This is a genomic window from Staphylococcus simulans (genome assembly GCF_003043455.1).
Classification (GTDB): domain Bacteria; phylum Bacillota; class Bacilli; order Staphylococcales; family Staphylococcaceae; genus Staphylococcus; species Staphylococcus simulans_A.
Window position 1 is genome coordinate 1 of sequence record NZ_PZGG01000110.1, and the last position, 3,500, is coordinate 3,500.

Annotated in this window: 3 protein-coding genes; 2 read left to right on the forward strand and 1 reads right to left on the reverse strand. The window is 36.6% G+C overall.

The genetic code is table 11. The features are described 5' to 3' along the window. Window positions 1–18 precede the first annotated feature (18 nt). Entirely contained in the window at window positions 19–1,662 is a 1,644-nt protein-coding gene (locus BU038_RS12030; RefSeq protein ID WP_107606214.1) for an alanine/glycine:cation symporter family protein, read from the reverse strand. 304 nt (window positions 1,663–1,966) lie between these two features. Here BU038_RS12030 and BU038_RS12035 point away from each other — a divergent pair, with 304 nt between their 5' ends. Continuing rightward, a complete protein-coding gene (locus BU038_RS12035) occupies window positions 1,967–2,701 on the forward strand; it encodes an esterase family protein (RefSeq protein ID WP_107606215.1) in 735 nt (244 codons plus the stop codon). 97 nt (window positions 2,702–2,798) lie between these two features. Beyond that, window positions 2,799–3,308 (forward strand): YjcG family protein, encoded by a 510-nt coding sequence (locus BU038_RS12040; RefSeq protein ID WP_107606216.1) that lies wholly within the window; start codon window positions 2,799–2,801, stop codon window positions 3,306–3,308. Window positions 3,309–3,500 lie beyond the last annotated feature (192 nt).

Sequence of the window (3,500 nt, forward strand, 5' to 3'; positions counted from 1 at the left end):
GTTTATGTCTATCTGATTTTAAACTTCTTCCAAGTTGTTTTGTGGTGTAAGCTTTTTATTTTTAGCGCTTTTTTCTTTTGCTACTGCTTCATCTTCATTGAAATGTGCATCTTTTAAACGCTTCGGATAGTCTTCAAGCCAGAATGTCGCATTTGGTAATTTATTTGGATCTGGTTTATAAATCGCAAAGTTACCAGAACCTTTTTGTTTCATTTGGAATTCGTAATCTTTTAATGCGTCAACGGCAGGGCGATGGAGAATCCAAATCGCGATAATATTGAGCCATGCCATCATACCTACACCTAAGTCACCCATACTCCAAGCAACATCTGCTGTTTTGATTGAGCCGTAGAAAGCTGCGAAGATTAACGCAAAACGTGCGACTGTAAACCAGATTTTAGTCGTAAAGACTGAACTGTTTCTCGTCATATACGCAATATTTGTTTCTGCAATGTAGTAATATGCGAGTATTGTTGTGAAGGCGAAGAAGAATAATGCAATCGCAATAAAGTATGAACCGATACCAGAGAAGGCAGGGTCAAAGTGATAGCTGCCGCCTTGTAATGCTTTATCGATACCCGCTTGTGCGTACATTGCTGTACCTGAGTAATCTTTTGTACCATCGGCGTTTTGAACATAAATACCGTTGTCTTTGATTAATTCTGGAATACCGCCTGGCTTTAAATCGCCATTTGTTGTATTATATGTGCCTGAAATTAAGATGATTAATGCTGTGGCTGTACATACGAATAATGTATCAACATAAACTGAGAATGATTGAACTAAACCTTGTTTGGCTGGGTGAGAGACTTCAGCTGCAGAAGCGGCATGTGGTCCTGTTCCTTGTCCAGCTTCGTTTGAATACAATCCACGTTTAACACCGATTTCAATCATAGCACCGAAGATACCGCCAAACGCTGCTTGCATACCGAATGCTGATTTAAAGATTAATGCGAATAATGCAGGTACGGCTTGGATATTGATGATAATAATAAAGACTGCCATTAAAATATACAGAATAGCCATGAAAGGCACGACTGCTGTAGCGACATTCGCAATCCATTTAACTCCGCCGAAAATAATCAAGCCTAAAATGACGGCAATAGTGACTGCGACAATCCAGTTTGGAATTTGGAATGCATTGTTCATTGAACTTGCGATTGCGTTAGATTGTACCCCTGGTAATAACAAACCTACTGAGATAACTGTGACAATCGCGAAGACTAAACCGTAAATTTTACCTAATCGTCCTTTAATCCCATATTCAATGTAGTAGGCAGGACCACCACGGTATTCACCTTTCTCTTCACGTTTGAAGATTTGACCTAATGTTGATTCGATAAATGCACTGCTGGCACCTAGAAATGCGGTTACCCACATCCAAAAGACTGCACCCGGGCCCCCGATAAAGATAGCAGTAGAAACGCCGACGATATTCCCCGTACCGACACGTCCTGCTAAAGAAAGTGCAATTGCTTGGAAACTAGAGATCCCAGTCGGTGATTTTTCACCGTGGAACATTAAACGAATCATCTCTTTAAAATGCCTGACTTGAAAGAATTTCATCATCAAAGAAAATAAAATCCCCGTAATCAATAGACCATAAACAAGCGGTTTACTCCACACAATTTCATTAAACCAAGCTACAAAACTTTCTAGCATAATGATTTCCCCCTTAATAAAGCGAAAAAGAAAACGCTTACATTTTACCCCTAAAAAATAAGCGCATACATTCCGCTACTGTATGTGTTTCGACATGCATCAGTGACATTGATTTTTTTCAATTATACTTTGAATAAAAGTTCCGTGCAACACTTTTAATGAAAATAAACAATAAACTTTACAAATAAATTCTTATTGGATTAATCGGAATGACGCATTAAACCTAGTTAGTATCTAGCTTATTACCCAATTGACCTGAAAATTGTTAAACTAGAATTAAGTTTAACAATAAGGAGAGGGTATTGTGAGTGAACTAGAACCAGGTGTTGTGACTCAGACACAATTTCATAGTGAAATATTAGAACGTGATATTACATTATCAATCTATTTACCTAAAAATTATTCACCATTATTTAAATATAAATTAGTATTTTGTTTTGACGGCTTAGATTTCTTTCGCTTCGGACAAATTCATCGTGTGTATGAACGATTAAGAGAAAATGAACAAGTGGAACGCGCAATTTTCATCGGGTTTCATTATGAAACTGTTGATAAACGAAGAGAAGAATTTTCACCAAATGGCAGTCGAGCACCTTTAACAGTAAAAGCGATGGGGCAAGAATTATTACCTTATATCGATAAAACATTTCCAACTTTTAAAGTTGCGAGTGGGCGTGTGTTATTAGGAGATAGTTTGGCAGGTTCAATTGCGTTAATGACGGCACTGTCTTATCCACGCTTATTTAATCAAGTCGGTATGTTCAGTCCGATGTTTAATGAAGTCGTTGATGTACTCGCAAATCGTTGCCAGTTTATTGATCAATTAGATATTTGGCAAGCTGTCGGTAAGGAAGAAATTGATTTTGCGTTACCGACTACAGGAGAACGTGCTGATTTCTTAACACCCAACCGAGAATTAAAAGAGTTATTAGAGAAGTTTAATGTCACACATTATTATGAAGAATTTGATGGGGGACACCGCTGGAAGTATTGGAGAAAATTAATGGAACCCTTACTTTTATACTTTTTAGCGGAGTAAACCATTCAGTAAATTCTGTAAAGTTACAGTTTTTGGTAACGATTTCATGGAATGTTTGCTATAATGGCCATATAGTTCAATCTAAGGAGGAATTCAAATGATTTTAGGGTTAGCATTAATTCCATCAAAAACATTCCGCGAAAAAATTGATGCATATCGTAAACGTTATGATGAACGTTATGCTCAGATCCCACCTCATATTACAATCAAAGATTCATTTGAGGTTGAAGATAATGATTTTGATCGCGTGAAAGAAGATATTCAATCACGTATCGAAGGCATTGCGCCACTTCACATTCATGCTACGAAAGCATCAAATTTCGCACCTGTAAATAATGTGATTTATTTTAAAGTTGAAAAAACACCTGAATTAGAAGAATTAGATAATCGCTTCAATAACGGTGATTTTTACGGCCAACCAGAACATTCATTTGTTCCGCATTTTACAATTGCCCAAGGTTTAACAAGCCAAGAATTCGAAGATATCTTTGGACAAGTTAAACTTGCTGGTATTGATTACGAAGAAACAATTAGTGAGTTGACATTATTGAAATATAATGATGAAGCTGACAAATGGGAAACAATCGACACATTCAGTTTCAAATAAGATGTGATGAAAGTTAAAATCTTAACCACACATCATTGATTAAAAAGTACGGGGCTGAGACATTGTGATATTGAGGGCTCGATAGTGTAGATATTACTATCTATTTTCAATGTCTTAACCTCTTACTTTTAAATACATATTGTGATTCATATATACAAAAAAGGCAGCTGATTCAATCTATCTGAATCAGCT